Below are 25,303 nucleotides of genomic sequence, written 5' to 3'. Positions count from 1 at the left end.
CCGCTACCGCAAAGCCTGTGGTGAGTTTGTTGGTGCTTAGTCCTGACGACGAGAGCGCCAGGCAAAAATAATCAGCAGCAGGCCTGCCCAGATCAAGAAGGGCAGATTGCCGTATTTCACGTAGGGAGTCAGGCCCGTTGTGCCTTGAACTTCCACGTCCAGCACACCCGGCGTCAGGGGTGGCAGAACTGCACGAACACGCCCATAAGGATCAATGGCGGCTGTCATGCCGGTATTGGTGGCACGCAGCATGGGACGGCCTGTTTCCAGAGCCCGCATACGCGAGATCTGCAAGTGCTGGCTCAAGGCCCAGGAATCACCAAACCAGCCCAGATTGCTGATGTTCAACAGCAAGGTAGCGCCTTCCTGGTCAGGACTGCCTTGCACGGCCTGGATGATCTCTTCACCAAACACGTCTTCATAGCAGATGTTGGGGGCAACACGGCCCTCCGCCATCTTGAAGGGCGCTTGCGGCAAGGCGCCACGATGGAAGTCCCCCAGCGGAATATTCATCATGTCCACAAACCACTGAAAGCCGGTGGGGATGAATTCGCCGAAAGGCACCAGATGATGCTTGTCGTAGTAGCTGGCCGTGCTGTTGATGATGTCCTGGGGCTGAGTCTCGGGGCTGATCAGCAAGGCGCTGTTGGTGTAGCTCAGCTTGCCGTCGACCGTGCCACGGTCCATGGGGACACCCAGCACCAGATTGGCTTGATGGCGCTGTGCCAGTTCCGTCCAGCGCAACCAGAAGCTGGTTTCCAGGCGGTTTTGCAATACGGGGATAACGGTTTCAGGCAGAACAATGAGGCGCGGCGCGTCTTCGGGGGTCTTGGCCGGCAGGTTTGCCAGCTCGTAGTAACGCTCTATGCCTTCGCTCATATTGGGGCCGAACTTGGCGCTTTGATCGATATTGCCTTGCACCAGGCGGGCAATAAAGGGCGCGCCATGGGGCTGGACCCAGGCAATATGCGGCAGGCTGATCCCGATCAGGCCAAAAATCATGGCGACACCAATGCCGATCGCGCTGGAAGGGCTTTGGTTCTTGTCTTTGTAGGCGGCAAACTGGGCAATCACGGCGGCGCTGAAAGCCGACATCCAGGCCAGGCCATACACACCTACAACGGGTGCCCAGCCGGTAAACATCCCTTCTGCGTGGGCGTAGCCGATATTCAACCAAGGAAAGCCGGTCAGCAAATTGCCGCGCAGCCATTCGCTGAGTGCCCAGCAGCTTGCCCAGCCTGCTGATAACAACAATCGTGGCAGCCAGGAATCACTATCGTGCTTGGGGCGCAGTTTTTGCCACACCGCTGAAGCCAGAGCAGGAAAGAGGGCCAGGGCGGCAGCCAGTAGCAAAACACCCAGGGCGGCCATCCAGGAGGGCATGCCACCATACTGGTGCATGCTGATGTACAGCCAGTAAACCCCTACGCCAAAATGCCCCAGCCCAAACAGATAACTGCGACCAAAGGCCTGGCGCACGGACGTCGAACCCATGATTTGCGAGCAGGCAATGGCCAGCAAGGTGATCTGGTAGAAGGGCAGAATCCAGGATGGCAGCGGGCCAATGGAAAAGGACAGGGCATGCAAGCCCCCCAGGACCAGCAGTAAAGCGACGCCAAGCGCCTGGGGTAAAGGTTTGGAATCAGGCTTGTTCAAGATTAGGCTCGGCGGGTGTGGCTCGCTGAACGTGTAACCAAAGGGCTCGTTTGGCATCCGCACGGACAACCGTGAGGCTGATGCCATCAAGCTGGGCCACATCGCCCCGGCGAGGGATATGTCCCAATTCGGACGCCAGCCAACCACCTACGGTGTCAAAGTCGTCGTTAGGGAGATGGGTCTGGAAGGCTTCGTTGAAATCGGGGATTTCAGTCAGTGCCATGACACGCCAGCTGTCGGGGCCGGCCTGAAAAATGGTCTGCTCGGCGTCTTCATCGTATTCGTCTTCGATGTCGCCCACAATTTGTTCCAGCACGTCTTCCATGGTGACCAGGCCTGCTGTACCACCGTGCTCGTCAATAACGACGGCCAGGTGATTGCGGCTGCCACGGAACTCGTGCAGCAAGACGTTCAGGCGCTTGGTCTCGGGAATGAATACCGCAGGGCGAATCAGCGGGCGCAAATCCAGCGTGGGATTGGCAATCGAGAGCAGCAGGTCCTTGGCCAGCAAGATACCGATGATATTGTCGCGCTCCGTCTCGTAGATCGGAAAGCGGCTGTGGCCCGTTTCAATAATGATGGGCAGCATCTCGGTCAAGGGCTTGGCGATGTCCAGCATATCGATCTTGGATCGGGGCACCATGATATCGGCCACTGTTTTGTTGGCCATATCCAGTGTTCCGGCGATCATGGATAGCGATTCGTCGTCGATAACTTTGCGGGCGTGGGCCGCAACCAGGACAGACTTAAGGTCTTCTCGGTCTTCGGGTTCGTGACGCCGATTGAAAAAAGCACTTAAGCGAGAGATGGGATTGTTTGAGCTGGCCTTGGAAGGGCGGGGCTCGGGGTCGGGAGCAGAGTCTGACATTGTCCGAAGGACGAGTTAAGGAAGAAACAAGCATAACCGAAAAACGATGACAAGGTATGTACCTGTCATCATTCGGAATGCGGGAAGGGAAGTGAGGATTGGCGCAGCTTTGTCAGGGAAGGGAGGCCCTTTGTGACAAGTGGGCGAGCTAGCGCTCCTGGTAGGGATCGGGGATGCGCAAACTGGCCAGAACAGCTGTTTCCAGCGCTTCCATGTCCTGGGCTTCGTCCTCTTCAATGTGGTCATAACCCAGGGAATGCAGACAGCCGTGCACCACCAGATGAGCAGCATGGTGCAGAAATGGCTTTTGCTGTTCCTGGGCTTCACGCTCCAGCACGGGCAGGCACAAGACGATATCGCCTTGGACCACGCCGTCCTCGTCCTGACCATATTCAAAGGTCAGCACATTGGTGGCGTAGTCGCGTTCCCGGTAGCTCAGGTTCAGGCTCTGGCCTTCTTCGGCGTCCACAATACGCAAGGTGGCGGAAAGGGCGGTGAAGCGATCTTCGGGGTGGATGCGTTCGACTGCCATATCAATCGTGCGCTGCATCCAGCGGCGGATACGGGAGCGGCTCAGCTCGGGGCAATCAACAGCGTACTGGACGCTCAGGGATAGATCAGGCATCACCGGCTCGTTCGTAGGCGTCCACAATTCGCGCAACTAGCGGGTGGCGCACGACATCACGGCTGCTAAAGCGCGAGCAGGAAATACCCTGCACGTTTTCCAGCACCTTGACTGCATGATTCAAGCCGCTGCGCTGGCCTTTAGGCAAGTCCACCTGAGTGGGGTCGCCGGTAATCACCGCCTTGCTGCCAAAACCGATGCGCGTCAGGAACATTTTCATTTGTTCCGGTGTGGTGTTCTGGGCTTCGTCCAGGATCACGAAAGCATGGTTCAGCGTGCGGCCGCGCATATAGGCCAGCGGTGCGATTTCGATGATTTGTTTTTCGAACAGACGCTGTACCTTCTCCACACCCATCAAGTCATACAAAGCATCGTACAAAGGGCGCAGATAGGGATCTACCTTCTGGGCCAGATCGCCTGGCAAAAAGCCCAGGCGCTCACCCGCCTCGACAGCAGGACGTGTCAGCACCAAGCGATGGACGGATTCGCGCTCCAGCGCATCGATGGCGCAGGCCACTGCCAACCAGGTCTTGCCAGTCCCGGCCGGGCCTACGCCGAAGTTGATGTCATTGTTCAGGATATTGCGCAGGTACTCGCGTTGACCGGGTGTGCGAGGACGCAGGTCGCGTTTGGCGGTACGCAGGGAAATTTCTTCCTGGCCGACGGGGGGCAGCTCGGGCAGGGGCTCGGGCTTGTCCTCTTTTTCGTGGCGGCGGCTGGCGCCCAGCTCAACCAGGCCCAACTGAATATCGTCGATATTCAGCGCACGGTGCACGGCACGCGAATGGAACCAGTCAATGGCCTTGGCAGCCTCCTCCGCGCGCTCGCCTTCAATCGAAACATGACTGCCACGCCGACGCAGGGTGACGTCATAGGCAATGGCAATCTGCTTGATGTTCTCGTCCAAGGGGCCACACATATTGGCCAGATGGGTATTGTCCCCGTCCAGACGCAAGGAAGTGGGCATGCGGCGGCGTTGGCTAGTCATAGATCAGGCTCCTGCAACCCGGTCATGGGTCACGATTTCTCCGCGCAAGGTATTGGTCAGTACTTGGGTCACGTGCACATCCACAATTTGTCCGATCAGGCGAGGGTCGCCGGGGAAGTTGATGATGCGGTTGTTTTCGGTACGGCCTTTCAGTTCCGAGTCGTCTTTGCGCGAGGTGCCTTCGACCAGAATGCGTTGTACGCTGCCGACCATGGCCTGACTGATGGCCTGGGCCTGCTCGTTGATTTGCGCTTGCAGGCGGTGCAGGCGGTCCAGCTTTTCTTCTTTGCTGGTGTTGTCTTCCAGGTCGGCGGCGGGTGTGCCGGGGCGACGTGAATACACAAAAGAGAAAGACTGGTCGAAATTCACATCGCGAATCAGCTTCAGTGTCTTCTGGAAATCCTCTTCCGTCTCACCGGGAAAGCCCACGATAAAGTCCGAGGACAAGACGATGTCGGGACGCGCTTCACGCAGGCGGCGCACGATGGATTTGAACTCCAGCGCAGTGTAGCCGCGTTTCATTGCAGCCAGAATACGGTCGCTGCCGGCCTGTACGGGCAGGTGCAGAAAGGGGACCAGCTTGGGCAGATTGCCGTGGGCGGCGATCAGGCGCGAGGTCATTTCCTTGGGGTGCGAGGTGGTGTAACGAATGCGCTCGATACCAGGGATCTCGTGCACGTACTCCAGCAGCATGGCAAAGTCGGCAATCTCGCCAGCGACGTCGGTCGGGCCACGGTAGGCGTTCACGTTCTGGCCCAGCAGCGTCACTTCACGCACACCCTGATCGGCCAGGTCAGCCACTTCCATCAGTACGTCGTCAAAGGGACGGGAGACTTCGGGGCCACGGGTGTAGGGCACTACACAGAAACTGCAGTACTTGCTGCAGCCTTCCATAATGGACACAAAGGCCGAATAACCCTCCACGCGTGCGGGGGGCAGGGCGTCGAATTTTTCGATTTCAGGAAAACTGATATCCACTTGCGAGCGGCCGCTGTTGCGGCGCTTGACGATCAGCTCGGGCAGGCGGTGCAAGGTTTGTGGTCCGAACACCACATCCACGTAGGGAGCACGACGAATAATCGTGTCGCCTTCCTGACTGGCCACACAGCCACCTACTCCAATGACCAGATCGGGATTGAGCGCTTTCAAATGCTGAACCCGGCCCAGATCCGAGAACACCTTTTCTTGCGCTTTTTCGCGCACCGAACAGGTATTGAACAGGATGATGTCTGCTTCTTCGGGGTTGGTGGTCAACTCCACGGGACGATCCTGATTCAGGATATCGGCCATTTTTTCGGAGTCGTACTCGTTCATCTGGCAGCCAAAGGTGCGAATGAAGAGCTTGCGGGCAGGCTTGGTGGCAGCGTCCGCGCTGGCGGGGGTAGAGATTGTGGTGTCGGTCATAGAAGGAGCCGTGACGGGTGTATATCCCGCGGGCCATTGAAAATGATGAATCGGGCATTATAACGCCCAGCCTCCCGTGGGCTACAAGCAAGCTGAGATCATGTGGGAGGACTTGTTGCAGACAGGCCGCCCTTTGGAGTGGGAAGGCTGGAAATAGCCTTGTCGGGGCATGGAGCTGGGTCAGGATTTTTTAGTCAGGTTCTGCTTGCGTCCTGATTTTGCGAATTATATGATTCGTATATGGATCATATAAGGATTGAAAAATGGGTATCGTGAATATTGATGACGAGCTGCACGACCAGCTACGCAAGGCGAGTACGGTTTCATGTCGCTCCATCAATGCGCAGGCGGCTTTCTGGATACGCATGGGGCTGTTGTGTGAACTGAACCCGACCATGAGTTTTAACGAGATTGTCGCCCGTGAAATGAAGGCGGCTGGTTTGGGTGAGCCTGCTGTACCTCTGGATCAGACGGAGCCCGCATGATCAAGACGGCGGATGAAATTGCCTTGATGGCCGAGTCGGGCCGTTTGCTGGCTCAAGTGTTCACGCGCCTGGATCAGTTAGATCTGATGGGCATGAGCACCATGCAGATCAATGATCTGGTCGAGAGTTACATCGTTCAGGATCTGCAAGCCCGGCCCGCCAGCAAAGGGCAGTACGGGTATGCCTATGTTCTGAACTCATCGCCTAATCAAGTCGTGTGTCACGGTATGCCGTCCACGACGGATGTACTGAAAGAGGGGGATATCGTGAATTTCGACATCACCCTGGAGAAGAACGGCTTTATCGCGGATTCCAGCAAAACCTACACGGTGGGGCAGGTGACTCCTGCTGCGCAAAAACTGGTCGATGCCTGCTATATGGCGATGTGGAAAGGTATACAAGCCGTACGCCCCGGCGCGACTTTGGGTGATGTGGGGTTCGCCATTTCCCAGTACGCCCGCAAGAACGGGTATTCCGTTGTACGTGATTACTGTGGGCACGGCATCGGGCGGGAAATGCACGAAGCGCCTGAGGTTTTGCACTGGGGCATGCCGCGCACAGGTTTGCGATTGAAGGAGGGCATGGTGTTCACTATTGAACCCATGCTGAATCAAGGTGGCCAGGCGGTGCAAACCGGGAAAGATGGCTGGACCGTGCGCACTTGCGATGGCTTGCTGTCAGCACAGTTTGAACACACGGTGGCAGTGACAGACAGTGGTGTGCGCGTGTTGACCTTAAGACCTGATGAGAGTGTGCCGCATTAATTAAATAGTTTGTCGTCCTTTCTTTGCACTACTTACGGCTTGTAGTGTGTCATCCAATCATTGCAGCTTGTGCACTGAAAACGACAGCAGCAAGTTATTTCAGCCCGATGGAACTGAGATTTGCTGTAAACCTCGTTGACGTCGCCACGGCTGCGAGATCCCGTCATATCGCCATGGCCGTATTGCCTGTTGTATAACCGTCGTGCCGAAGTATTCCTTCAGATAAATATAGGGTGGCAGCAGTAAGCCTCTTTTTGTTTTATTGAGGGCCGGAGCAGGTCGGCGGGCGAGTCAGGTTGTTCGCCGCGGGCGGAGGCTGGATGCGGGGTGCAAGGGTCGTGCTGTTTGAGGAGCACGCTTGCGGTTTGTCCGGGGGACAAACCGCGCTCCGAGTTCACGACCCGCCCGCATCTGGCCTCTGACAAGGGGACCCGTGCGCAGCACGGGCGAATAACCCGCCAAGCCGACCTGCTCCGGCCCTCAATAAAACAAACGCCTGCTACCCTACTCCCCGCAATCCAGAAGCTACAGAAACAAAAAAGCCCGACATCACATCAATGTCGGGCTTTTCTTTAACAGCGACTAAAGAAGCACCTTAGCCTTCTACAACCTCGCCGCCTTCGTCTTTCTTGATCGGCTTGACCAGATCCTCACGTTTCACGCCCAGCCACATGGAAATGGCGGCGGCCACGAACACGGAGGAGTAAATACCGAACCAGATACCGATGGTCAGGGCCAGCGAGAAGTTGTGCAGTGTTGGGCCACCGAAGAAGAAAATCGACAGCACCATCATCTGTGTAGAACCGTGGGTGATGATGGTACGCGAGATGTTCTGGGTGATGGACAGATCAATAATCTCCGACACCGACATCTTGCGCTGCTTGCGGAAGTTCTCACGGATACGGTCCATCACCACAACGGATTCGTTCACGGAGTAACCCAGCACAGCGAGGACACCGGCCAGCACCGACAGCGAGAACTCCCACTGGAAGAATGCGAAAAAGCCCAGAATGATGACCACGTCGTGCAAGTTGGCAATCGCACAAGCCAGCGCCAGCTTCCACTCAAAGCGGAAACCCAGATACAGCAAGATACCCGCGACTACAAAGGCCAGGGCCATCAAGCCGTTATGCAGCAGTTCCTGCCCCACCTGTGGGCCCACGAACTCCACACGGCGCAGCTCCACGTCCGAGTGCTGCTGCTTCAAGGCCTGGAGCACTTGCTCGCTTTGCTGGGTAGAGTCTTGTCCGTCCAGAACGGGCAAGCGGATCATGATGTCCTGCGACGTGCCGAAGTTCTGTACCTGGAAATCGGTATAACCCAGTGACTGAATCGAGCCGCGCACATCTTCGACCTGCACGGTTTGTTGATAGTGCACTTCCATGACCGTACCACCGGTAAATTCGATGGACAGGTGAAAGCCGCGCACAATAATGAAGACGACCGCTGCAATAAATGTCAGAAAACTGATCAGGTTCAGCACCAACGCATGGCGCATGAACGGGATAGTGCGGTGAATACGAAAAAATTCCATGATGCTTTATGCCTGTAGTTGGGCCAGGCCGGTTTGCACCGGCCCTGGCGCTTTACTTCTTGTCCTGTGGCTTCCAGACCTGGCCGATAGAAATCCCTTGCAGGCGACGACGGTTGCCATACCAGAGATTGACCAGGGCACGAACCCCAACCACCGAAGAGAACATGGAGGTCAGAATACCGATCACGTGTACCACCGCAAAACCACGGATGGGACCGGAACCGAAGGCCAGCAAAGCAACACCCACAATCAGACTGGTCAGGTTGGAGTCAAAAATAGTGGCCCAGGCACGATCAAAACCCAGGTGAATGGCTTGTTGCGGTGAGGCACCATTGCGTAATTCCTCTCGGATACGCTCGTTGATCAGCACGTTGGCGTCAATGGCCATACCCAGCGTCAGCGCAATGGCCGCAATACCTGGCAAGGTCAAGGTTGCCTGCAGCATGGACAGCACGGCCAGCAGCAAGAGCACGTTGAAGGTCAGGCCAATGGTAGAGAACAGACCAATCAGGTGGTAATACAGCATGATGAAGATCGCAATCGCAATAAAGCCGTACAGCGTGGCGTTAAAGCCTTGGCGAATATTGTCGGCACCCAGGCTCGGGCCAATGGTGCGTTCTTCAATAATGCTCATGGGGGCGGCCAGCGAACCGGCGCGCAACAGCAGGGAAATATCGGCGGCTTCCTGAGCATTCATGCTGCCGCTGATCTGTACCTGGCCGTTAGGAATTTCGCTGCGGATAACCGGAGCCGTCACCACTTCACCCACGCCGTTTTCAAACAGCACAATGGCCATGCGCTTGTTGATGTTGTTGCGGGTAATGTCGCGGAAAATACGCGAGCCCTTGTTGTCCAGCGTCAGGTTGACGGTGGGCTGCTGGGTTTGCGAATCTCGACCGGGCTGGGCGTCTTGCAGGTTTTCACCCGTCAGGATGACCTGACGACGCAGCAGCAAGGGGGCACCGCCACGTTCGGTGTAGCGCTCCAGACCAAAGGGCACAGTGCCCGAGTTCAACGCGGCAACGGCAGCGGGGGAGTCTTCCACCATGCGCAGTTCCAGCGTGGCGGTACGACCCAGAATTTCCTTGGCCTTGGCTACATCCTGCACACCGGGCAGTTGCACTACGATGCGGTCGGAGCCTTGCTGTTGAATCACAGGTTCGGCCACGCCCAGCTCGTTGATACGGTTGTGCAGGGTGGTGATGTTTTGCTTGAGTGCGTTGGATTGCACCTGAATGGTGGCGGCTTCCGTCATGCGGGCGGTCAAACCGCTATCGCCGGCAGGAGTGAATTCCAGGTCAGGCATGGCGCGGCGCATTTCGGACTGGGCGCGGTCGCGATCGTCTGCCGAGGCAAAGCTCATGCGCAGCGAGTGACCATCACGCTCGATGCCGCTAACAGGCACTTTAGCTTCGCGCAGCACGCTGCGGGCATCTGCCACCATGGAGTCGTAGCGGGCTTGAAGCGCGCCTTGCATATCCACTTGCAGCAGGAAGTGCACGCCACCGCGCAAGTCCAGACCCAGGTGCATGGGGTGGGCGCCCAGTGCGGTCAGCCAGGCTGGCGACGCGGATACCAGGTTCAGGGCGACGGTGTAGTCGGGGGCGGCCGCCGTGGAGTCCTTGTTCAATTCGCGCTCGATCAGGTCTTTGGCCTTGAGCTGAACATCGGTGGACTCAAAACGGAAACGCGCAGTGGCGCTAGGTCCGTTTTGTTCAAAATACGAGCCCGTCGTAGGAATATTGTTTTTCTTGAGCAGCTCTTCAACGTGACTGATCAGGTTGGTTTCAAGCCGGACCGTGGATTTGGCGCTGGAAACCTGGACAGCAGGAGACTCACCAAACAGATTGGGCAAGGTATAGATCAGGCCGATCGCCAGCGCGACCAAGACGATGACATATTTCCAGAGAGGATAACGATTCATGGGATATCTACGACGGGTGCAGAAATGGCAACCCCGGACCGAAGTCCGGGGTCGGAGGCATTACAGCGACTTGATCGTGCCCTTGGGCAGAACAGTCGTAACGGCCACGCGTTGGACCAGAACTTCAACAGGCTTGTCGGTCAGGTTGGCCACTTCAACGGTCAGGTAGTTGTCGTGAACTTTGCTGACTTTGCCCAGCAGACCGCCGGAGGTGATTACTTCGTCGCCTTTGGCCAGGTTGGATACCAGGTTGCGGTGCTCTTTCTGACGCTTCATTTGAGGACGAATCATCAAGAAGTACAGCACAACGAACATCAAGATGATGGGCAGCATGCCCATCAAGGCATTTTCGCCGCCGGCAGCTGCCTGGGCGGGGATGAGAGTCAGAATGTCAACAGCGGACATGTGGGGCTCCTGAGGGTTTTTTTGTGTGGGTTGTCAAAAACTAACGGTGTATTGTAGCGGCACTTTATTGCGGTATCACAAACAGCGTGTCATTCAATACCGCGCGCCCGATCCTGGTGGAACTGCTCCCGCCAGGCCGCGAAACGCTTTTGCTCGATAGCATCGCGCATCTCTTGCATGATCTGCAAATAGAAATGCAGATTGTGCAAGGTATTCAAACGCGAGCCGGTAATTTCATTGGAACGCTGCAAATGATGCAAGTAGCCACGCGAGAAATGCTTGCAGGTATGGCAGGTGCAGCTGGGGTCCAGCGGGCGGGTGTCGTCGCGGTATCGGGCATTGCGTATCTTGATGTCGCCGTAACGGGTAAACAGCCAGCCATTGCGCGCATTGCGGGTGGGCATGACGCAGTCAAACATGTCCACGCCCTGGCTGACCCCTTCGACCAGATCTTCCGGTGTACCCACACCCATCAGGTAGCGGGGGGCATCGGTAGGCAGCTTGGGGGTGGTGTGCGCCAGAATGCGCATCATGTCTTCTTTGGGCTCGCCTACGGACAGGCCGCCAATAGCGTAGCCTTCAAAGCCGATTTCGGTCAGGCCAGCCAGGGATTCGTCGCGCAGGTCTTCGTACATGCCGCCTTGCACAATGCCAAACAGGGCGTTGGGGTTGGCCAGCTTTTTGAATTCCTCACGCGAACGGCGGGCCCAGCGCAGGGACATGCGCATGGATCTGGCCGCTTCATCATGCGTGGCGGGGCGGTCATCAATCAGGTAGGGCGTGCATTCGTCGAACACCATGGAAATGTCGGAGTTCAGGGAATACTGGATTTGCATGGATACTTCCGGCGTCAGAAACAGGCGCTCGCCGGTGATGGGGGAGGCAAATTTCACCCCTTCTTCGGTAATCTTGCGCATGCCTTTCAGGCTGAACACCTGAAAACCGCCCGAATCCGTCAGGATGGGCTTGTCCCACTGCATGAAGTTGTGCAGGCCCTTGTACTTGTCCATGACCTCCGTGCCCGGACGCAGCCACAGGTGAAAGGTATTGCCCAGAATGATCTGCGAGCCAATCTCGTTCAACTCGTGCGGCATCATGGCCTTGACGCTGCCATACGTGCCTACCGGCATGAAGATGGGGGTTTGCACCACACCGTGGTTCAGGGTGATCTGGCCACGGCGAGCGGCGCCATCGGTGCTTAAAAGGTCAAACTTCAGTCCACTCATGGGGTAGGAGGCTCAATGAACATAGCATCGCCGTAACTAAAGAAGCGATACCGGGATTGGACGGCGTGCTGGTAGGCACGTTGTATGGGTTCGATCCCCGCCAGAGCCGATACCAGCATCAGCAAGGTGGACTGGGGCAAATGGAAATTGGTGATCAGCGCATCCACCCACTGGTACTGGAAGCCGGGGGTAATAAAGAGGCGCGTGTCGCCTTCAATGCTGCCATCGGCGCAGCGCTGGTTCATGCCGGGCTCTTTGCTGGCGGCCGATTCCAGTGAACGTACGCTGGTGGTGCCCACGGCAATGACGCGGCCACCGGCAGCGCGGGTGGCGTCAATCTTGGCCAGGGTGGCGGCGGGGACGTGGTAGCGCTCGGCGTGCATGACGTGTTCGCTGATATTGTCCACACGCACAGGCTGAAAAGTGCCTGCACCCACGTGCAAGGTCACAAAGGCCTGGTCCACGCCTTGCTCGCGCAAGGTGTTCAGCATGTCATCGGTAAAGTGCAGGCCAGCCGTTGGGGCGGCCACGGCACCGGGGTGACGGGCGTAAACAGTCTGGTAGCGCGAGTCGTCTTCCTCGTCCGCTGCGTGGGTAATGTAGGGTGGCAAAGGCGTGGCGCCGTATTGCTCCAGCATGTCCAGTACAGGTTCGTGAAAGCGCAGCGCAAACAGGGCGTCTTCCCGCCCGGTGCAATCGGCCAGTACCTTGCCGTCGGCCAGTTCCAGCAAAGTGCCAGGTTTGGGGGACTTGCTGGCGCGGATATGGGCCAGAGCCGTATCGGGGCCGGTTACGCGCTCGATCAGTACTTCCACCTTGCCGCCACTGTTTTTTTGGCCGTGCAGGCGGGCCTTGATGACGCGCGTATCGTTAAAGACCAGCAGGTCACCCTTGCGCAGCAGGCTGGGCAGGTCGGTGAACTGGCGGTCATGTAATTGGCTGGCACCGTCCAGATGCAGCAGACGGCTGCCCTGGCGCTGGGCCGGTGGGCTTTGAGCGATCAGATCAGGGGGAAGCTCGTAGTCGAACTGGGCGATAGTTAAAGAGGGGTCGATGCTCATGGTTTGTCGTAAAGGGCCACTGGCCAGAAGGCCGGGCCTGATGGGGTAACCGACTATTTTAACGCTTTGCCGCCAGATTGCTGAAACGGCCATATCCGTGGTGTTTTTCTTTCGGTATGCTTGGGTCTTTCCTGAATTGATCTGTTGGAGACGAGGGCATGGGCGTTTTAAAGGCAAAGCCTGTTTTGAGTCATTGCAAGCACGTGGCTCTGGTCACCTTGCTCATGGTGCAAGGCGCATCACTAGCCCTGGCCCAAGCCTTGCCGCCCGAGCTGGCTTCGGTATGGAATGCCAGCCGCTTGCCGCAATCGTCTCTGTCCATCGTGGTAGACGAGGCGGACGGCCCGCGCCTGATCGGCGTCAATCCCCAGGAGCCCCGTAATCCCGCATCGGTGATGAAACTGGTCAGTACCTGGGCCGGTTTGTCCGCTCTGGGGCCAGAATATACCTGGCGCACTACTTTGATGGCCCAGGATGGCCTGCAGGTGGACGAACAAGGCACCTTGAAAGGGCCTTTATATATCAAGGCGGGGGGCGATCCGTTTTTGACCGTGCCGCAGTTGTGGGACATGTTGCGCGAGCTCCGCTTGCGTGGGGTGAAGAATCTGACCGAAGTTATTGTGGATCGTTCCATCTTCGGCAACGTCACCATCAATCCGGGGGATTTTGATAATGCGGGTGACCGTCCCTATAACGCCAGCCCGGACGCCATGATGGTGGGGCTAGGTGCTTCCCGTCTGGTGTTCCAGCCAGATACACAGGCGCGCAAATGGATTGCGATTATCGACCCGCCCTTGCCTGGAGTGCGCGTACAGGGTGAAGTCGAGTGGTCGACGGCAACCTGCCCTGGCTCGCCTGTCGTCGGTACCCAGATTCAGCCTGAAGCCGGTGGCATGGTGGTCCGTGTCAGCGGCAAGGCTGCCGCTTCTTGCGGTGAGTTCAGCGTTTACCGTCTGGTTCATTCCCAAACCGAGTTTTTCGACAAGCTGTTCCGCAGCTTGTGGCGCGATCTGGGCGGCACCCTGGCTCGCGACATCAAGGCAGGCCGTGTGCCGGCTCGTGCGCAGGCGATTACCTGGCATGACTCGCAGTCCCTGTCTGACCTGATCCGCCTTATTAATAAGCAAAGCAACAATGTGATGGCCCGTACCATCTTGCTGACCGTGGGCGCAGAAATGAATGGTCCCGGTGCCACGGTGGCCACCGGCGAGCGCGCCGTCATGAACGTGCTGGGTCGCCAGGGCGTGAATACCGCAGGCTGGACCGTGGATAACGGCTCGGGTCTGTCCCGCAATGCCCGTGTCACGGCGGGCGGTATGGCTGACATGCTGAAAGTCGCCTGGCGCTCGAACTGGATGCCCGAGTACATTTCCTCCTTTGCGATCTCCGGTGTGGACGGCACGGTGCGTTCGCGCTTGCGCGATGACGAGGTCCAGGGCCGTGCCCACTTGAAAACCGGCACGCTGCGCGATAGCCGTGCCTTGGCCGGTTACGTGCTGGGAGCCAGCGGAAAGCGGTATATTGTCGTCATGATGGTCAATGACGAACGTTCTGCCTCTGCCCGACCCTTTTTTGATGCGGTGGTGAAGTGGCTGGCAGTGCGTTGACGATCACGATAGTGCGGGCTGCTGTGCAGCAGCCCTGTTTTTAGTTAGTCCCTAATTTGATGAAGCAATCATGCCCATACACGAAATACGCCACCCTTTGATCCGCCATAAGCTGGGCTTGATGCGCAAGGCAGATCTGAGCACGAAAAATTTCCGCGAAATGTCCCAGGAAATCGCCTCTTTGCTGACCTACGAGGCGTGCAAGGATCTGCCCCTGGAACCCACCACCATTGAAGGTTGGTGTGGCAATGTGGAAGTGGAAAAGCTGGCTGGCAAGAAAGTGACAGTTGTGCCCATCTTGCGCGCCGGTATTGGCATGCTGGACGGGGTGTTGAGCTTGATTCCTGGCGCCAAGGTCAGCGTGATTGGTATTGCTCGCAATGAAGAAACCTTTGAAGCCCAGACCTATCTGGAGCGTCTGGTTGGTGAGCTGGATCAGCGCCTGGCTCTGATTATCGACCCCATGCTGGCAACGGGCGGCTCCATGGTCGCTACAATTGATCTGCTGAAAAAAGCAGGCTGCAAGAATATTCGCGCTTTGGTGTTGGTGGCGGCTCCGGAAGGCATCGCCACTCTTGAAAAACATCACCCTGATGTCCATATTTATACCGCGTCCATTGATCAGCATCTGGACGAGCATGGTTATATCGTGCCGGGGCTGGGTGATGCGGGCGACCGTATTTTTGGTACTCGCCAGAAGGTTCAGGACGGCGAACTCTAAGTCCAGAACTTGTCGTGCTTTTTTACAATCCCTTGCCAGTAGGCCAGAGGGGATAGGCATAATAAAGAGTCGAATCTAAGTTTCACTGAATCAGGATGTACATGAAACTGAATGCCTGGATGGCTGCACCGTTGTTGGTCATGTTGGGCCTGAGCTCGGCTCAGGCTGGATTGTGTGACGTCCCTTTCATGCGTGACGGCGGACAGATACAACTGACTGGCTCGGGTTTTCTGGCCTTGGGTGCTGACCTGGCTTTCTCTGACGTGAAAAAGCAGGGCGGTGATCAGTGCCAGGCGCGTGTACAGGGCAAGGCCAGTGTGGCCCTGGCCGGTTTGCCGGCCAGCAAGCCCAATATTGACTATGTTATGACGGTGCGCGATGGCCGCACACGTTTCCAGCGTGATGATGGCCGCGGTGGCCTGGAAGCCGTTCAAGGTTCGTTTGACCTGCGCCTGCTGGGCCTGTTTTCCTATGAACACGGTGGGCTGCAGGAAGGGCAGACTTTCCCGCGCCAGGATTTCCAGATCAATCTGGACAAGCGCTCCCAGTCCAACGCCAATGTCCTGCGCATTCATACCGGTGCCAAGACGGTTGGAGCTCAACAATCGGTACAGACCGCATTGGGCAATTACCAATGCTGGCCTATTCGTTATCAACGCGAGATCGAGCCTACCCAGGCCAGTTTCAGTGGCATCAGTCTGCCCATACCGGGCATCAATTCCCAGGTTACGGATTGGTATTGCCCGGATGTGCAGATGGTGATGAAGCAAGAAAGTATTCAGAACGGTGTCCCGTCCACGGTGGATGTGACGCAACTGAAGTAAACCTGCGACTTACTGGTCTCAGGTACACCGAGTATCTTTATCCTGAAAACAGCGGGTTAAAGAATTTTGTGCGGCGCTGCTATGGCGCCATTCACTTGGCGATACGTATTTGTCGCGTGTCCCTTTCAACTGCAAGGAGTTATTTATGGCTACCAAGAAAAGTGTGGAAAACAGCGGAGACAAATTCATCGAAGAAGTGAAAGCGAGCTTGGATGAAGCTGAAAAACTGATGCGTGAGGCCGCTGAAGCCACGGGCGACAAGGCCGGTGAGCTGCGTGAGAAAGCGTTGCGCTCTCTGCGTGTGACCCGGGATTCCCTGCACGATGCTCAGGAAGCCGTGGTCGAGCACAGTGTGCGTGCCGCCAAGGCAACCGACAACTATGTCCACGACAAGCCCTGGCAAGCCATTGGCGTGGCCGGTATTGTGGGCCTGATGTTCGGTATGCTGATCAGCCGTCGTTAATCTGTCTTTGCTCTGCGCTGCGGGCCCTTTGCGGGGTTGCAGCAGCATAAAAAGCAGCCCTGCCGATCTGGACTTTGCGGTCCAGATCGGCAGCCTCTTAGAAATCAGGCTCTTGTCGTTGCATGCAATGGCAGGATGTCGCAGAGCAGGGATAAATCATGGCGCTTAGGCAAACTATCAGTCAGCTTGGTTCTACCTTGATAGGGGCTGTCAGTACCAGGCTGGAGCTGTTCGCTCTGGAAGCCGGTCAGCAAAAGGCAAGCCTGATAACCATCTTCAGCATGGTGTTTGGCGCATTGCTGTTCTCCACTCTGGCGGTGCTGGTTTTCAGCTTGTTGCTGGCCTTGTACTTCTGGCCTACGGATTATCGTTACTGGGCTTTGGGAGTGCTGGTCGTTGTGTATGCCGGTTTGGGAGTGGGTCTTTTCCTGGCCGTACGCCGTCGTCTGACCACTGGCCCGATTCCTTTTTCGGCCACCTTGTCCGAGTTGCGTCGCGATGTCGCATTTATTGAGCGCTTGAGGGATTCCGAGGGAGACGGCAAATGAGCACGAAGCAAGAGAGCATGTCCGCCCAGGAGCGGGCTGTGCGTATTGAACTGTTGCGAGTCCGCGCCTCGTTGGAGCGGCAGACCATGTCGTCCCAGATCCACTCCCTGGGCGAAGATTTAAGCCCCGGCAATTTGTGGAACAGCGTCAAGCCTTCGGGTTTGAGCATGGGCGGTGTGGTCACCAGCGCGCTGTCCTTGTCGCGCCGTTATCCGTTCCTGTTGTCCGGTGCTTCTGCCGTGCTGAGCAGTTTTGGCGGGCGCTGGATGCGTATCGGGGCTTTGGCTCTGGGAGCCTGGAAGCTGTTTGATTCCTCCAAGTCGGCACGCGAGAAAGCACGCAATGTACTGGTTCCGGTACGACGCACAACCGATGTGGACGAGTAAGTCTGCTTGTCTATTTGAAAACCGGCCCAGGCCGGTTTTTTTTTTGCCTGCCAGAAGCTCGGCGTTCTGCCCGACTGGTTTTTGAAGGCGGCAAGGCTTATGCTCCGATAATAAATAATTCCAGAACAAAGCTACCCACATCAGGAGACATAGCCCGTCATGCAGGTGCCATTACTGAATGCCTTAAGAACCTTTACGGTGTCGGCGCAAAGGTTGAACTTCACCAAGGCGGCAGAAGACCTGCTGGTCTCTCCCTCGGCAGTCAGCCACCAGATCAAGGTGCTGGAGGAGTATCTGGGCTGCAAGCTGTTTTTGCGTAAAAACCGTTCCCTGGAGCTGACGGATCAGGGCCAGTTTCTGTTTGACCGTTTGCAACGGCCTTTTTACGAGATCAATCAGGCTTTGAGCGAATTGCGTATGCCGCACGGCAAGAGCCGCATCAATCTGTCCTTGCGGCCCTTTGTGTCCAGCATGTGGTTTACCGGGCAGTTGGGAGACTTCTGGCTGAAGCATCCGGACATTGAAATCAACTTGCTGCACAGGCTGCAGGCTCCGGATTTTTTCAGGGACAACATCAATTTTGCTATCGTCTGGGGCAAGCAGGGCGATTGGCCGCAGTTGCAAACCTTGCGCATCATCCCCGGCAATTTGACGCCTGTTTGTGCGCCGTCTTACCTGCAGGCGCATGGCCAGATTACGTCCCCACAAGATCTGAACCAGCATGTGCTGATTCATGAAGAAAATCAGCTGTGCTGGGAGCAGTGGTTACGCAAGGCGGCGGGGCAGGAACTGACGGCCAAGAAGAGCTTTCACATTGATGACACCAATGTGCGCATGAATGCGGTCTTGAATGGGCAGGGAGTGATGCTGGGTTGTCCGGCCTTGCTGAAGCCTTTGATCGACAGGAAGGAAATCGTCCAACTGTTCGATGTGTGCCTGGAAGAGTACGCCTATTTCCTGGCCTACCCCAAGGAGGCAAACCTTAGCCGACAGGAGCAGGAGTTTGTGGATTGGGTGGCGTCGATTGCAATACGCTAGGCGGTAGTTGCTTGATGGTTCGCATGTGTTGTGCTCGGTGACCGGGCTTTCTCCGCTCTTTGCTGACCTTGTCGTTGTCCCTGCGTCTTTAAAAAAACCTGCATATTTGCAGGTTTTTTATGTATCGGCCTTCCCGAACCAGGCTGGATGCTCATCGCTCATCGCTCATCGCACGTCGTTCATTGCTCATTTCTCAACGATCAGGGTGTGGAACCCCCCGATCTGATGCGTGTGACTGGAGGCTATATCAAGCTTCGCATAGTTCTCACACCGCTCATGCCTGCTTGCTAAATACCTGACACGCAGCCATGAATCGGGTTTCATGACACTGGGAATTTCCACACTTTGCAGTGCTTGCGACCAACCGCTTTCCCTTTACCCATATTCAGCAACAAAAAAAACTCATCGTTCCGTCAAATTTGCTCAATTTTCAAGCGTCGCTCCCTGTCGCATGATTGGCCTGACCTAATAAAAGCCATTCATGGTGCTCATGCAAACCAGAGGAGATACTGAGATGAATACCGCTCTACGCTCGCCCATTGCGATTGAAGAATTTGACCGCAGCTACTTTCAGCAGGAAACCGACGAGGTTTTCGCCTTGCCCCCCGAGTGTTTTACCTCGGAAGAGTTTTTCCAGTTTGAGCTGAATGCCGTCTGGAAAAAGCAGTGGTTCTGTGTGGGCCGCGCCACTGACATCCCCAATGCCGGTGATTTCTTCACCTTTGATGTAGGTAATGATGCGCTGTTTGCCATCCGCACTCGTGAAGGTGGCATCAATGTGCTGTCCAATGTCTGTCGTCACCGCAATATGCTGTTGCTGGAAGGTGCAGGCAATGTACGCCGCATCAGCTGCCCCTTGCACGCCTGGGTCTACAACATGGAGGGCGAGCTGGTTTCCGCCCCTGGGCTGACCGATACCGGCGCCAGCTTTGACCCCAAGAGTGTTTGTCTGCCCAAGATCCGCGCCGAGGTTTGGGAAGGCTTTATCTTCATCAACTACGACGCCATGGCTCCTGCCTTGGACACCCGCTTGGGTAATCTGGGCAAGCAGTTGGCGAACTACCGCATGTCCGAGCTGAAGTCCTCGGAACCGTTGAAGATGGAAAGTTTCGACTGGAACTGGAAGATCTTCAATGACGAGTGCTATCACTGCAGCTTTTTGCACGCCTCCTCCTGGGGCGGCATGTATGAAACCAATCCGGATCGTGTGGACGAAACCGCAGTCTTCAATGACGTGGCCAACGGCATTGTTTCCTACAACTTGCTCTCCACCCACAAGGACGCCGCGCCTACGCATACCGGCTCCATCTTGCAACCGCCCATGGATGGTCTGACCGACCAGGAGCGGACCCAGCTTTCTTACGTGACCGTGGCTCCCAACCTCTTGCTGGTCGCCATGCCCGATAAGGTGAAGTACTTCATGTGGCTGCCCAAAAGCGCCAAGCAGTCCAGCTACGGCGTGTCCTGGATGTACCCGCAAGAAACGCTGGAACGCGAGGATCACAAAGAGAAGTTCGATCAGGAACACGATGATCTGTACCCCGTGATGATCGAGGATCTGTTTGCCTGGCGTCGTTCGCATCAAGGCATGCAATCCAACTTTGCTTCCCGTGGCCGTTTGACCAATGAAGAGCTGGTCATCAAGCGTTTGCAAAACTGGCTGATTGATCTGTACCGCGCCGAAGAGCGCCGTGTGGACGAGCAAAGCCGGGTATTGCCGATTCGAGCGATTGCTTAAGGGAGCAGGAGCAGCATCATGCAGCAAACTTTGCAAACACGCGTGTTGAAGAAAACCAGGCTGTCAGAGCGAGTCGTAGGCCTGACCCTGGGTTTGCAAAACGGGGACGCGTTCCCTGTCTGGGAGCCGGGTGCGCATATTGAGCTGGAGCTGGCGGTGTCAAAGACTGAACCGCTTTACCGTCAATATTCGCTGTGTGGCCAACAGGCCAATACCCGCGAATGGCAAATTGCCGTTCTGAAAGAAGAAGCCGGGCGGGGCGGCTCTGCGTATATCCATGAGGTGTTGCAGGAGGGTGATGCGCTGGCTGTCAGCATTCCGAAAAATCACTTTCCCTTTGCTGCAAACAAGAAGTGCTTTTTTGTTGCCGGGGGCATAGGTATCACGCCTATCGTGCCCATGGTCCAGGCCGCTGCGGCAGCCGGCCTGGACTGGCACTTGCTGTATCTGGCAAGAAACACAGCGGATTTTATTTTCCTGCAAGAGCTGCAACAAGTGGATGCTGCGCGTATCACCACGCATGCCTCCAATCAGGACGGGCTGTTTGATCTGCAAGGCGCATTGAAAACGCTGGATGCACAAACCGTCGTCTATTCCTGCGGTCCGCAACCATTGCTGACTGCCTTGGAAAACTATCAACAGGAACAGGCCGATATTGGCTGGCAGCTGGTGCTGGAGCGTTTCTCGGTAGAGACCGATCCGGCCATGCTGCAAGGCAAGGGCTTTACCGTGACTTTGCAAAAATCGGGCAAAAGCATCGCGGTAGCGGGGGATGAAACGATTCTGGCCGCCTTGAAACGGGAAGGCGTACGGGTCAAGTGCTCATGCCAGAACGGCACATGCGGCACCTGCGAAACCGTGGTCATTTCCGGCTTGCCGGAGCATCGGGATTTTGTGCTGTCGCCAGAAGAACGGCAGCTGAATGAAACCATGATGATCTGCGTTTCGCGCGCCTTGTCGGCCGAACTGGTTTTGGATCTATAACAATAAACAGGAGAAACACCATGAAAAAAGTGGTGGTTACAGGCGGCTCGGGCCGTGTGGGCTCGTACGTCGTACAGCAATTGATGCAGACCATGGATGTGGTCGTGGCGGATCTGAAACCCAGCCAGCATCAGGTTTCTTTTACTCAAACGGATGTGATGGATCTGGAGGCCGTGCGTGCGGCCACCAAAGATGCCGATGCCGTGATTCACCTGGCGGCGATTGATTTCGACTGGAAGGCTGCTGAGGAGCAGTACATCAACGTCAATGTGCGCGGCACTTGGCATGTGCTGCAAGCCTGTCGCGAAAATGGCGTCAAGAAAGTGGTGCTGTGTTCCAGTATCTCAGCCTGCGGTCTGTCCGAGATGCGAGCTGATTGGAAACCCCAGTATCTGCCTGTGGACGAGGCCCATGAAAACAAGCCTTATCAGGCCTACAGCGTCAGCAAGATCGTCATGGAGCAGATGGCAAAAAGCTTTAGTGACGCCAGCGATATGGAAGTGATCTGCCTGCGTCCACTGGCCGTGGTGCTGCCGGAAACCATTGCCGAGTACATCAAGTTCGTTGACAGCCCGCAGCGTAACTGGCTGTTCTATTACATCTGGGCTGCGGATCTGGCGCGTGCCTTTGAGGCCGCTGTGAATCTGCAAGGTTTGCGCTACGGCGTGTTTTTCATTAGCGCAGACGATAGCTCCCACCCCTTGGCAACCACAGACTGGTATCAGCAGATTATTGGCCCTGTGCCTGAAATCAAGAACCCGCGCTGGTATCAGAACAATCCGCGTGCCTCCATTTTCAGCAGCCATGCGGCCAAGGAAATTCTGGGCTGGCAACCAAGCACGGACTTCCAGCAACTGCGCCAGGAATACGCGGTGGAAAAAGACCTGGCGTGAAACGTCCAGGCTCCCATAACGAATACATTGAACACGGAGACTTGAGCATGACTGGAATTAAAACCGGCACCTTGGATTGGACGGGGGACAACCCTTTTATTTACTTGAAGACCGACCCTGAACAGGACTGGTCGTCCTTGTCCCTGTACTTTCGCATTGCCAGCTCGGCGTATGGCAGCGGTCAGGCCATCCTGGTGTTGGACAAACCTTACGAAGACGGGCAGGACAGCGACGCGCGTTTGCTGATTACGGACAACCAGCCTTTGGCCGAGTATCTGGTGCAGGATTTTGTGCGCCATTTTGGTCTGTTTCGCAAGGCGGTGGCGCTGGATAAGTTGCAGGTATTGAGTGACGGCGTTTTCCAGACGGTGAACCGTTTCCCTGAACTGGTCAGCGAATCTGTCACCTCCGCCAGTGCAGGTCTGACAGTGGAACTGCAATGGCATCAAATGACGCAGCCAGCGATTTGTGTGGACCTGCCGCAAAGCCAGACCCAAACTCAGCAGCACGAAATGATGTGCGTGTTCCATCCGGCGCAGCAAGCCAGAGTGCTGATCAATGGCACGGCCTTGCCGGGCAACACCATAGAGCGGGACTTTAACGGCTCGCGTGCGCAGTCCGCCAGCCTGGCGAACAGCGAAACCTGGGTGCGCGTGGCGTAAGGAGACGATATGGCTCAGCATGTAGAGACGCAGGCCGTGATGCCAGCCTGGACTGGGGTCCGGCCCATGCAATCCATTTTGCCCTCGCAAAGCCGTCTGGTCTTGCATGCCGGGCCACCGTTTCGGGATGCGCAGGAGCTGCCTGCCGCAATCAGAAATTCGGTTCTGATCGGCATTTTGTATGAGGGTTGGGCGGCCAGCAAACAAGAGGCGCAAGCCTTGCTGGACGCAGGGGGCGTGCAACTGGCTCCTGCACAGGATTACGGCGTGGTGGTGCCATTGGCCGGAGTGGTCACGCCGTCCATGTATTTGATTGAGGTCAGCGACAGTAATCAGCCCGAAAACAAGAAGTACTCGGTGCTGAATGAAGGCATGCAGTGGTGCACCCGCCTGGGTATTTTTGCCGATGAAATGGTGCCGCATCTGCGTTGGCTGCATCAGGATTTGGGCGCTCGGTTGGCCGCACAGTTTCAGGGGCCGGTAGATCTGGCTCCCATTGTTCAGGCTTCCTTGTTGAATGGTGATGATGGTCATGCTCGTACCCTGCATGGCTCCCGGCAACTGGCCGACATTATTGTCTCCTGGGGCATTAATGACGACGCCAGTCAGAGCTTTCTGTACGGTGCGATGGCCTGGGCCTTGAATTACTGGATGGCCGCCAGTGCCTTGATTCTGGCAAACCAGATGCCGGCGGATGGCGCGGATGCCATCGTTAAGGTCGGCGGCAATGGCTTGCGCTTTGGTCTGCAACTGGCCAGTTCCACGACCTGGCTGGTTACGGACGCTCCTGTCATCGCCGGCAATAAAGAGCCGGGCAATGAGCAGGCACAAGCGCTGGGAGCCTTGGGTGATAGTGCGGTGGTGGATTTTGTAGGGCTGGGTGGCCAGTGTCTGGATCTGGCCGGGATTAGCGCCAGGAATCTGCACGCCTTTCTGCCCTCGGACTACCTGACGCGTCAAAACAAGTTCCTGAAAACCCGCTTGCCCTTTCTGGCTGGGCGCAATGGTATTAGCGATTTTGGGCAAGTGATTGGCAGTAATACCGGGCCGTTGGTGCTGCTGGGTATGATTGACGGTGCCGGAGAACGTGGCCGTGTTGGTGGTGGGGTGGCGACGGTGGATGCCTCTTTATTGCAAGCTCTCAAGGAGTGGCAGCATGAAACGACAGTGGTTTAAGCTGCCTTTGCATCAATTGCTGCATGCTCTGCATACGGGCGAAGCCAGTCTGCCGGAGATCGTGGCCTCCTTTTATGAGCGCATTGCCATACGCGATGACAAGATTGGGGCCTGGCAGTATCTGATTGATCAGGACGACTATCTGGCCGAGTACGAAAGCCGCAGTGATTTTTACAAGGCCTCGCCCTTGATGGGCCTGCCCTTTGCGGTCAAGGACGTGATTGATACGGCGGGTATTCCCACCACAATGGGCTCGGCCATTCACCAGGATCGGATTCCGGATATGGATGCTTCCTGCGTGACCGCGATGAAAGCGGCAGGCGGCATTTTGATGGGCAAGACGGTTACGACCGAGTTTGCTTACTTTCAGGCAGGCAAGACGAATAACCCGCATGATGCCGAACGCACACCCGGCGGCTCGTCCAGCGGCTCTGCCGCTGCCGTGGCTGATTTCATGGTGCCGGTAGCCTTCGGCACACAGACGGCGGCATCGGTCATACGGCCCGCATCCTACTGCGGCTGCATTGGCTATGTAGGCAGCAAGAACGAGTTTTCCTTGCGCAATATTCAGCCGCTGGCTCAGTCTCTGGACTCCCTGGGCATACTCAGCAACGATGTGCTCGACACGCTTTTGCTGCGCAATATTCTGCTGCACAAACCCTTGAATCTAAGCACGCCAGGGGCGCAGGCGGCTTGTGTGTTCGGTGTTTTCTCCGGGCAGGCACTGGGCGACGTTCAGGACAAGATGCTGGAGACCTTGCAGGCCTGCCAGCAGGATTTGTCGGAACAGGGGCATACGCTGGTGAATTTTCCCTTGCAGGACGCCGTTGTTGAATTGACGGCCTTGCATGCTCAGATCATGGCGTATGAAGTGGCCCGGAATCTGGTGTACGAGCAACAGCAGCATGAAACCTTGAGCGCCCATATGCAGTCCTTGATGTGCACGGGTCTGGCTTTTCCCTACAAGGAGTACATCGCAGCCTTGCAAAGAGCGGACACGCTCAAACAGGCGATGTTGCAGTGGTTTGAGGATAGTGGGGTGGATTTCATTCTGGCACCTGCGGCAGCCGGTGTTGCGCCTTATAAAACTGAAGGAACGGGGGCACCTTTCATGAGTCGTGCCTGGCAGTTGCTGGGTTTGCCGGTGATGTCCTTGCCTTTGGGGTATTTCCAGAAGCTGCCTATGGGTTTGCAGTTGATTGGAAAGCCGCACCAGGATGATGTTTTGCTTTTGCAGGCGCGTCAGTTGCAGCAGCGCTTTTTAAACAGCAGCTCAGTTCTGGCGGTGTAGTTTTCTTTTTTCTTTTAAGCGTCCTGTTTTTA

Annotated in this window: 25 protein-coding genes; 15 read left to right on the top strand and 10 right to left on the bottom strand. The window is 56.5% G+C overall.

The features are described from left to right. Nucleotides 1–36: 36 nt before the first annotated feature. The 5 genes from lnt to miaB form a co-directional block, all read right to left on the bottom strand. Nucleotides 37–1,656, bottom strand: coding sequence for an apolipoprotein N-acyltransferase (gene lnt, locus U2949_RS04335; protein WP_321286350.1), 1,620 nt, complete (start codon nt 1,654–1,656; stop codon nt 37–39). After that, on the bottom strand, nt 1,643–2,524 hold the full coding sequence (locus U2949_RS04330) for an HlyC/CorC family transporter (protein WP_009463852.1): 882 nt from the start codon (nt 2,522–2,524) through the stop codon (nt 1,643–1,645). The genes lnt and U2949_RS04330 overlap by 14 nt, the downstream gene beginning before the upstream one ends. A 148-nt stretch (nt 2,525–2,672) precedes the next feature. Continuing rightward, nucleotides 2,673–3,149, bottom strand: coding sequence for an rRNA maturation RNase YbeY (gene ybeY / locus U2949_RS04325; protein WP_321286348.1), 477 nt, complete (start codon nt 3,147–3,149; stop codon nt 2,673–2,675). Further along, nucleotides 3,142–4,137 (bottom strand): PhoH family protein, encoded by a 996-nt coding sequence (locus U2949_RS04320; RefSeq protein ID WP_321286342.1) that lies wholly within the window; start codon nt 4,135–4,137, stop codon nt 3,142–3,144. Before U2949_RS04320 ends, ybeY begins: the two co-directional genes overlap by 8 nt. A gap of 3 nt (nt 4,138–4,140) precedes the next feature. Further along, nucleotides 4,141–5,541 carry a tRNA (N6-isopentenyl adenosine(37)-C2)-methylthiotransferase MiaB gene (miaB, locus tag U2949_RS04315; protein WP_009463849.1) on the bottom strand — a complete coding sequence of 467 codons (1,401 nt, stop codon included), beginning with the start codon at nt 5,539–5,541 and terminating at the stop codon, nt 4,141–4,143. A 263-nt stretch (nt 5,542–5,804) separates the two neighbouring features. Between miaB and U2949_RS04310 the strand changes: the two genes are divergently transcribed. Next, on the top strand, nt 5,805–6,026 hold the full coding sequence (locus U2949_RS04310; protein ID WP_026485111.1) for a ParD-like family protein: 222 nt from the start codon (nt 5,805–5,807) through the stop codon (nt 6,024–6,026). Then, nucleotides 6,023–6,790 carry a type I methionyl aminopeptidase gene (gene map / locus U2949_RS04305; protein WP_321286339.1) on the top strand — a complete coding sequence of 256 codons (768 nt, stop codon included), beginning with the start codon at nt 6,023–6,025 and terminating at the stop codon, nt 6,788–6,790. Before U2949_RS04310 ends, map begins: the two co-directional genes overlap by 4 nt. A gap of 595 nt (nt 6,791–7,385) precedes the next feature. Here map and secF read toward each other — a convergent pair. From secF to queA, 5 genes are all read right to left on the bottom strand, one after another. Further along, nucleotides 7,386–8,324, bottom strand: a complete 939-nt coding sequence (secF, locus tag U2949_RS04300) for a protein translocase subunit SecF (protein WP_026485113.1) — start codon at nt 8,322–8,324, stop codon at nt 7,386–7,388. 52 nt (nt 8,325–8,376) lie between these two features. Continuing rightward, entirely contained in the window at nt 8,377–10,248 is a 1,872-nt protein-coding gene (gene secD, locus U2949_RS04295) for a protein translocase subunit SecD (protein ID WP_257723822.1), read from the bottom strand. Between the two features lie 60 nt (nt 10,249–10,308). Beyond that, nucleotides 10,309–10,653 (bottom strand): preprotein translocase subunit YajC, encoded by a 345-nt coding sequence (gene yajC / locus U2949_RS04290; RefSeq protein WP_003803689.1) that lies wholly within the window; start codon nt 10,651–10,653, stop codon nt 10,309–10,311. An 89-nt stretch (nt 10,654–10,742) separates the two neighbouring features. Next, a complete protein-coding gene (gene tgt, locus U2949_RS04285) occupies nt 10,743–11,879 on the bottom strand; it encodes a tRNA guanosine(34) transglycosylase Tgt (protein WP_321286335.1) in 1,137 nt (378 codons plus the stop codon). Continuing rightward, nucleotides 11,876–12,940: a tRNA preQ1(34) S-adenosylmethionine ribosyltransferase-isomerase QueA gene (queA, locus tag U2949_RS04280; protein WP_321286333.1), complete on the bottom strand. Its 1,065-nt coding sequence runs from the start codon at nt 12,938–12,940 to the stop codon at nt 11,876–11,878. Before queA ends, tgt begins: the two co-directional genes overlap by 4 nt. A gap of 158 nt (nt 12,941–13,098) precedes the next feature. Here queA and dacB point away from each other — a divergent pair, with 158 nt between their 5' ends. From dacB to U2949_RS04215, 13 genes are all read left to right on the top strand, one after another. Next, nucleotides 13,099–14,547 (top strand): D-alanyl-D-alanine carboxypeptidase/D-alanyl-D-alanine endopeptidase, encoded by a 1,449-nt coding sequence (gene dacB / locus U2949_RS04275; RefSeq protein ID WP_051316431.1) that lies wholly within the window; start codon nt 13,099–13,101, stop codon nt 14,545–14,547. A 70-nt stretch (nt 14,548–14,617) separates the two neighbouring features. Then, nucleotides 14,618–15,268 (top strand): uracil phosphoribosyltransferase, encoded by a 651-nt coding sequence (gene upp / locus U2949_RS04270; RefSeq protein WP_009455167.1) that lies wholly within the window; start codon nt 14,618–14,620, stop codon nt 15,266–15,268. Nucleotides 15,269–15,369: 101 nt separating this feature from the next. Beyond that, entirely contained in the window at nt 15,370–16,092 is a 723-nt protein-coding gene (locus tag U2949_RS04265; protein ID WP_009455166.1) for a hypothetical protein, read from the top strand. 145 nt (nt 16,093–16,237) lie between these two features. Beyond that, nucleotides 16,238–16,555 (top strand): ElaB/YgaM/YqjD family protein, encoded by a 318-nt coding sequence (locus U2949_RS04260; protein ID WP_009455165.1) that lies wholly within the window; start codon nt 16,238–16,240, stop codon nt 16,553–16,555. Between the two features lie 158 nt (nt 16,556–16,713). Continuing rightward, a complete protein-coding gene (locus tag U2949_RS04255; protein ID WP_026485120.1) occupies nt 16,714–17,103 on the top strand; it encodes a phage holin family protein in 390 nt (129 codons plus the stop codon). Beyond that, entirely contained in the window at nt 17,100–17,489 is a 390-nt protein-coding gene (locus U2949_RS04250; RefSeq protein ID WP_026485121.1) for a hypothetical protein, read from the top strand. The genes U2949_RS04255 and U2949_RS04250 overlap by 4 nt, the downstream gene beginning before the upstream one ends. A gap of 159 nt (nt 17,490–17,648) precedes the next feature. Continuing rightward, nucleotides 17,649–18,527: a LysR substrate-binding domain-containing protein gene (locus U2949_RS04245; RefSeq protein ID WP_026485122.1), complete on the top strand. Its 879-nt coding sequence runs from the start codon at nt 17,649–17,651 to the stop codon at nt 18,525–18,527. Between the two features lie 514 nt (nt 18,528–19,041). After that, nucleotides 19,042–20,265 (top strand): aromatic ring-hydroxylating oxygenase subunit alpha, encoded by a 1,224-nt coding sequence (locus U2949_RS04240; RefSeq protein WP_026485123.1) that lies wholly within the window; start codon nt 19,042–19,044, stop codon nt 20,263–20,265. An 18-nt stretch (nt 20,266–20,283) separates the two neighbouring features. Beyond that, complete coding sequence (locus tag U2949_RS04235; protein WP_026485124.1) at nt 20,284–21,249, top strand: PDR/VanB family oxidoreductase; 966 nt, start codon at nt 20,284–20,286, stop codon at nt 21,247–21,249. Between the two features lie 20 nt (nt 21,250–21,269). Continuing rightward, nucleotides 21,270–22,142: an NAD-dependent epimerase/dehydratase family protein gene (locus tag U2949_RS04230; RefSeq protein ID WP_026485125.1), complete on the top strand. Its 873-nt coding sequence runs from the start codon at nt 21,270–21,272 to the stop codon at nt 22,140–22,142. 47 nt (nt 22,143–22,189) lie between these two features. Continuing rightward, a complete protein-coding gene (locus U2949_RS04225; protein ID WP_026485126.1) occupies nt 22,190–22,804 on the top strand; it encodes a hypothetical protein in 615 nt (204 codons plus the stop codon). 9 nt (nt 22,805–22,813) lie between these two features. Then, nucleotides 22,814–23,980 (top strand): oxamate carbamoyltransferase subunit AllG family protein, encoded by a 1,167-nt coding sequence (locus U2949_RS04220; RefSeq protein ID WP_321286327.1) that lies wholly within the window; start codon nt 22,814–22,816, stop codon nt 23,978–23,980. Continuing rightward, a complete protein-coding gene (locus U2949_RS04215; protein WP_321286325.1) occupies nt 23,961–25,271 on the top strand; it encodes an amidase in 1,311 nt (436 codons plus the stop codon). Before U2949_RS04220 ends, U2949_RS04215 begins: the two co-directional genes overlap by 20 nt. Nucleotides 25,272–25,303 lie beyond the last annotated feature (32 nt).

Source organism: Alcaligenes phenolicus (assembly GCF_032063905.1).
Classification (GTDB): domain Bacteria; phylum Pseudomonadota; class Gammaproteobacteria; order Burkholderiales; family Burkholderiaceae_B; genus Alcaligenes; species Alcaligenes phenolicus.
The sequence above is the reverse complement of the archived record's forward strand: the minus strand, read 5'-3'. Positions and strand labels throughout refer to the sequence as shown.

Bases quoted from the DNA above. Each gene is read 5' to 3' on its own strand.
- U2949_RS04250 (WP_026485121.1), top strand. From the start codon at position 17,100: ATGAGCACGAAGCAAGAGAGCATGTCCGCCCAGGAGCGGGCTGTGCGT.
- ybeY (WP_321286348.1), bottom strand. From the start codon at position 3,149: ATGCCTGATCTATCCCTGAGCGTCCAGTACGCTGTTGATTGCCCCGAG.
- U2949_RS04245 (WP_026485122.1), top strand. From the start codon at position 17,649: ATGCAGGTGCCATTACTGAATGCCTTAAGAACCTTTACGGTGTCGGCG.
- U2949_RS04260 (WP_009455165.1), top strand. From the start codon at position 16,238: ATGGCTACCAAGAAAAGTGTGGAAAACAGCGGAGACAAATTCATCGAA.
- U2949_RS04265 (WP_009455166.1), top strand. From the start codon at position 15,370: ATGAAACTGAATGCCTGGATGGCTGCACCGTTGTTGGTCATGTTGGGC.
- U2949_RS04330 (WP_009463852.1), bottom strand. From the start codon at position 2,524: ATGTCAGACTCTGCTCCCGACCCCGAGCCCCGCCCTTCCAAGGCCAGC.
- U2949_RS04255 (WP_026485120.1), top strand. From the start codon at position 16,714: ATGGCGCTTAGGCAAACTATCAGTCAGCTTGGTTCTACCTTGATAGGG.
- U2949_RS04235 (WP_026485124.1), top strand. From the start codon at position 20,284: ATGCAGCAAACTTTGCAAACACGCGTGTTGAAGAAAACCAGGCTGTCA.
- miaB (WP_009463849.1), bottom strand. From the start codon at position 5,541: ATGACCGACACCACAATCTCTACCCCCGCCAGCGCGGACGCTGCCACC.
- U2949_RS04215 (WP_321286325.1), top strand. From the start codon at position 23,961: ATGAAACGACAGTGGTTTAAGCTGCCTTTGCATCAATTGCTGCATGCT.
- U2949_RS04230 (WP_026485125.1), top strand. From the start codon at position 21,270: ATGAAAAAAGTGGTGGTTACAGGCGGCTCGGGCCGTGTGGGCTCGTAC.
- secF (WP_026485113.1), bottom strand. From the start codon at position 8,324: ATGGAATTTTTTCGTATTCACCGCACTATCCCGTTCATGCGCCATGCG.
- U2949_RS04240 (WP_026485123.1), top strand. From the start codon at position 19,042: ATGAATACCGCTCTACGCTCGCCCATTGCGATTGAAGAATTTGACCGC.
- tgt (WP_321286335.1), bottom strand. From the start codon at position 11,879: ATGAGTGGACTGAAGTTTGACCTTTTAAGCACCGATGGCGCCGCTCGC.
- queA (WP_321286333.1), bottom strand. From the start codon at position 12,940: ATGAGCATCGACCCCTCTTTAACTATCGCCCAGTTCGACTACGAGCTT.
- map (WP_321286339.1), top strand. From the start codon at position 6,023: ATGATCAAGACGGCGGATGAAATTGCCTTGATGGCCGAGTCGGGCCGT.
- U2949_RS04225 (WP_026485126.1), top strand. From the start codon at position 22,190: ATGACTGGAATTAAAACCGGCACCTTGGATTGGACGGGGGACAACCCT.
- secD (WP_257723822.1), bottom strand. From the start codon at position 10,248: ATGAATCGTTATCCTCTCTGGAAATATGTCATCGTCTTGGTCGCGCTG.
- upp (WP_009455167.1), top strand. From the start codon at position 14,618: ATGCCCATACACGAAATACGCCACCCTTTGATCCGCCATAAGCTGGGC.
- dacB (WP_051316431.1), top strand. From the start codon at position 13,099: ATGGGCGTTTTAAAGGCAAAGCCTGTTTTGAGTCATTGCAAGCACGTG.
- U2949_RS04220 (WP_321286327.1), top strand. From the start codon at position 22,814: ATGGCTCAGCATGTAGAGACGCAGGCCGTGATGCCAGCCTGGACTGGG.
- U2949_RS04320 (WP_321286342.1), bottom strand. From the start codon at position 4,137: ATGACTAGCCAACGCCGCCGCATGCCCACTTCCTTGCGTCTGGACGGG.
- U2949_RS04310 (WP_026485111.1), top strand. From the start codon at position 5,805: ATGGGTATCGTGAATATTGATGACGAGCTGCACGACCAGCTACGCAAG.
- yajC (WP_003803689.1), bottom strand. From the start codon at position 10,653: ATGTCCGCTGTTGACATTCTGACTCTCATCCCCGCCCAGGCAGCTGCC.